The following is a 4,319-nucleotide window of genomic DNA, read 5'->3' as shown; positions in this document are numbered from 1 at the left end:
TTGCTCGGTTTCAAATACAATCTTACCCGAGCTTTTTGATTCACTAACGCTAACTTTTGCGCGGCCTAATTTATTGGCTCTTTGAGAACGTTCAAGTCTTAAGGCTTTAAGTGCCCGCACTCGTCCTTCATTTCTAGTTCTACGGGCTTTAACACCTTGTCTAATCCAGGTTTCTTCAATGCTTAGTTTCTTATCAAATAACGCATTTTGGTTTTCTTCAACTTCCAAATCGTGGGCTTTTTGATCAAGATAAGCTTGATAGTTACCAGGATAACTGACCAAATTGCCTCTATCTAAATCAACGATGCGACTGGCAACATTTCGAATAAAGGCTCTATCATGACTCACAAACACTACAGCACCTGCGTAACTGCTAATGGCATCTTCTAACCATTTAATCATATCGATATCGAGGTGGTTGGTAGGCTCATCGAGTAACAGAATATCAGGGTCGCTAGCCATGGCTTTTGCCAGCGCGGCTTTTCTTCGCCAACCGCCTGATAAATTACTGAGCTGTTGATGAGGATCGAGCTGTAATTTAGTCAGCACTTGTTGAATGCGTTGTTCAAACTGCCAACCATTATGATGGTCAAGTTTTTGTTGGTAAAACTCTAATTTTGCCATATTGGCATCTGATGGATCTTCGGCGACTAAATCTGCTTGATGAAAATAGCCTTTTAAATACTCCCCTACTTCAGCCAATCCTTCTGCAACATAATCAAATAAACTGCATTGCACACTTGCTGGTGGATCTTGAGGTAAACGGGATATTATTACGTCTTTATTAACCAAACGTTGGCCATCATCCAGTTTGATTTCTGCTTCAATCACTTTCAATAAAGTAGATTTACCGCAACCATTACGTCCAACTAAACACAATCGCTCACCGGGATGGATAACCAATTCAATTCCATTTAACAATGGTGGATGGCCTAGAATGATACTGGCATTTTTTAACTGCAATAAACTCAACGTAAAAACTCACTTAATTGAATAAAATCGAATGGCCAAGGCAATTCAGATTGATTGTCTTTTCTAAATAAAACCGGAATACGCGCGCCATACAAGTGATATAGTTCGGTAGTGGTGCGTACATCTATCTTTTCAAGCTCGATTGCATCGTAATTGGGTAACCCTTGAAGTAATGCTTCGGCTTGGTCGCATAGTCCACAACCTTGGCCGGTATATAAAATAATTTGCATCTACACTCGCCCTACTCTTTAACCAAAGACCAACAATGATGGATTTTGGGATTACGCTGAAAATCTTCGGGAAGGGTTTGTTTCGATATATTTTTAATGCTGAAACCTAAATTTTGCAACGCAGCTTCATCCAACTTAAATTGTCTTAAATTGTTAGAAAACAATATTTCTCCACCAGGATTTAAACAAGTTAAGGCATCGGTTATAAGCGCAACATGATCTCGTTGTACATCCCAAGTTCCTTCCATTCTTTTTGAATTAGAAAAAGACGGAGGGTCGATAAACATCAAATCATATTTGCCATTGTGTCTATTTAGCCATGTTAAACAATCGGATTGAATAAATTCATAGGCGCCAGTTAATTTGTTTATCTTAAAATTTTCTTTAGCCCAATCAATGTAGGTATTAGACATATCCACTGTCGTCACTGATTTTGCGCCACCAAGGGCCGCATGAACCGATACACTGCCAGTATAGGCAAACAGGTTAAGCACATCTTTAGCTCTCGCTTTTTGTTGTACTAATTGCCGGGTTACTCGGTGATCCAGAAATAACCCAGTATCTAAATAGTCGTATAAATTGACTTGAAATTTAGCGCCATTTTCAAATACCTCGATGGTTTCTTTACGCTGCGAGACCTTTTGATATTGGTTTTTACCTTTTTGTTGTTCTCTAACTTTTAGAATAATACGGTTTGCGTTTACACCTGTTACTTGAGGCAGCGACATCATGACTTCTTGAACACGTTTTTTGGCTTTATGTTCAGGTACATCTTTAGGCGCAGAATACTCTTGAACCACTAAATAGTCGGCATACTTATCGACAGCGACGTTATATTCTGGCAAGTCAGCGTCGTAGATCCGATAACAATTAGTATTTTGTTTCTTTAACCACTTATTGGTTTTTACTAGGGTTTTGGCGAGGCTATTGGCAAAGTCATTGTTAACTATTTTGTTTTCACGAACTTGGCAATTCTTTTCATCTAATTCGAAATTAACCAGTAAACATTCCAATTTACCGTTCATGAGTTTGTATTCTTTTTTGGCCGTTAACTTCATTTGTCGCAATAATTCACGATCAGAGGTTAGTAACGATAAATGCCAGTCTTTAAATTCCTGTTTTAACCAAGCGCCCCATTTTTGAAATGTCGGGATTAGTTGCGTGGTTTCACTAAGTCTTTCCCCATAGGGTGGATTGCTGACCATGTATCCACTTTCTAAATCAGTGCTTGGTAACTGACAGGCATCTTGTTGGGTAAACTTAATGGCATTAGCAACACCAGCAAGATTTGCGTTTTCTCTGGCGACAGACACCATAGATGCGTCTATATCGTTTGCCCAAATTACACCTTGATGTTTCTGTTTAGCCTGTTCAGCTTCATTGGTTAGATTATCCCAGCTAGCTTTATCGTGCTGCTTCCACGAATCGAAACCCCAGGTTTCACGTTTTAAGCCTGGCGCAATATTTTGGGCCATCATCGCCGCTTCAATGGCGATGGTACCTGCGCCACACATAGGATCGATTAGAGGCAAGAGTTTGTTTTTGTGCCAGCCACTTCGAATCAGCATAGCACTGGCTAAATGCTCTTTCACAGGGGCTAAGCCCGTTTTCGCACGGTAATGGCGTTGATGCAGACTTTGACCGCTTAAATCAATATAAATCCCAAGGACACTGCGCCACATTCGGGCTTGAATACGAATGCTGGGATTAATTTTGCTCACTGACGGGCGTTCATCAAAAAAAGTCGTGAATTGATCTACTATGGCATCTTTAACTTTTAATCCGCCAAACTGAGTATTGTTGATACTTTGATTGGTACCGGTAAAGTCCACCATAAAAGTGTCGTCAATACCAAATTGTGTCGGCCAATTTGCTTGGTCTGTTACCTTGTAAACATCATCGGCACTATTTATTTCGCCTTCCGCCAATTTTACCAATACTCGGTTTGCTAAACGCGACCATAAACAAACCTTATACGCATCTTGTAATTCACCGCTAAATAAAACCTGTCCTGGCTTAGATTTTAGTCCCACATCAGGGCATAGTTCTGCTATTTCTTCTAATAGCATGCCGTCTAAGCCTTTAGATGTGGTGATTAAAAATTCGAACATAAATTTACTCAAGATACTCTTTGTTTAAAACGGCCGCGATTATACGGTAATTGTTACCTAAGCGCATGTTTTATCGGCATTTAAAAGTTGCGAGTTTGTTTGAATTGAACGCGTTGTAACGGTTAAGCCGTTAGTTGGCTACTAATATCTGCCATCAAAGGCGCTAGACGGGTTTTAGCGAGTTTGATTAAGGCGAATTGTTTGATGTGTTTTTTGTCATTTAACTGAAATGATGAAGAAATCAACATACAAGTTGCCAGAGCTTGTTCATCGGTTAACACTAAAACTACACCGGTTGCATAATTATTGGATACAGTGGCCAATCTGTGGTGACTGCCATGGGATTCAATTTCCTGAAAAAACCAGCTTTTTGGTGTAACAGGTTTATGAAACATAATCGCAGCCGTAGCGTTAATTAAGATATGGGTTAGTTGCGCTTCTGAAAATTGCGCACCACTTGCTTGCAATTGATTGCCTAAAGATAAATAGCACTCAGTGTCAGAAAGACTAAACAATTGTTGCGACTTTGGTAAATCCACTATTTGTTGATGTCCAAAGGCAGTTGTGCACTGCCACTCGTTTCCCATAGACAACTTGAGTTGACTATCTTCAGAAAACCAAAACCAATCGGACATGGGTTGCAACATAAATCGGTGGAAACTCTAACAACAATACAGTCCTAAAACCTAACATAAGTTTTAATTGTCAGGGCGTTTTATTACCTATTTAATTAGTCTAATAAGCGCAGATCAATGCAGGATCATTATATGGAATTTACGATCTCTTTGATCAATTTGGGCCCTTGATAGATCAACGAAGAATACACTTGGATCAAACTTGATCCGGCCTCGATCCGTGCCTTTGCTGATTTAGCGGAGTGAATACCCCCTACCCCTATAACCGGCATTCTACCTGCGATCTCATTCGCTAACTTCTCTGTTATGGCTTGGCTTTTAGCCGTTAACACCGCACCACTTAAGCCTCCCATTTCTTCGGCATGAGGTTG

Annotated in this window: 4 protein-coding genes and 1 pseudogene; all 5 read right to left on the bottom strand. The window is 40.0% G+C overall.

All coding sequences use genetic code 11. The features are described from left to right. The coding region (locus tag Q0688_RS20130; protein ID WP_299081581.1) for an ATP-binding cassette domain-containing protein at positions 1-972 on the bottom strand (972 nt) is incomplete at its 3' end. Next, positions 969-1,202 (bottom strand): glutaredoxin family protein, encoded by a 234-nt coding sequence (locus Q0688_RS20125; protein WP_299081578.1) that lies wholly within the window; start codon positions 1,200-1,202, stop codon positions 969-971. The genes Q0688_RS20130 and Q0688_RS20125, both read right to left, overlap by 4 nt. Positions 1,203-1,213: 11 nt before the next feature. Further along, the gene (gene rlmKL, locus Q0688_RS20120) at positions 1,214-3,313 is read right to left on the bottom strand and encodes a bifunctional 23S rRNA (guanine(2069)-N(7))-methyltransferase RlmK/23S rRNA (guanine(2445)-N(2))-methyltransferase RlmL (RefSeq protein WP_299081575.1); all 2,100 of its coding nucleotides are present in this window, start codon (positions 3,311-3,313) and stop codon (positions 1,214-1,216) included. 122 nt (positions 3,314-3,435) lie between these two features. Further along, a complete protein-coding gene (locus tag Q0688_RS20115) occupies positions 3,436-3,948 on the bottom strand; it encodes a cell division protein ZapC domain-containing protein (protein WP_299081572.1) in 513 nt (170 codons plus the stop codon). Positions 3,949-4,076: 128 nt separating this feature from the next. Continuing rightward, positions 4,077-4,319 (bottom strand): annotated as a pseudogene (locus Q0688_RS20110) (quinone-dependent dihydroorotate dehydrogenase); the annotation flags it as partial.

The organism is uncultured Paraglaciecola sp., assembly GCF_937123705.1.
Lineage (GTDB): Bacteria > Pseudomonadota > Gammaproteobacteria > Enterobacterales > Alteromonadaceae > Paraglaciecola.
Note: the sequence above shows the minus strand (reverse complement) of the source record. Positions and strands in the feature narration are given on the sequence as shown.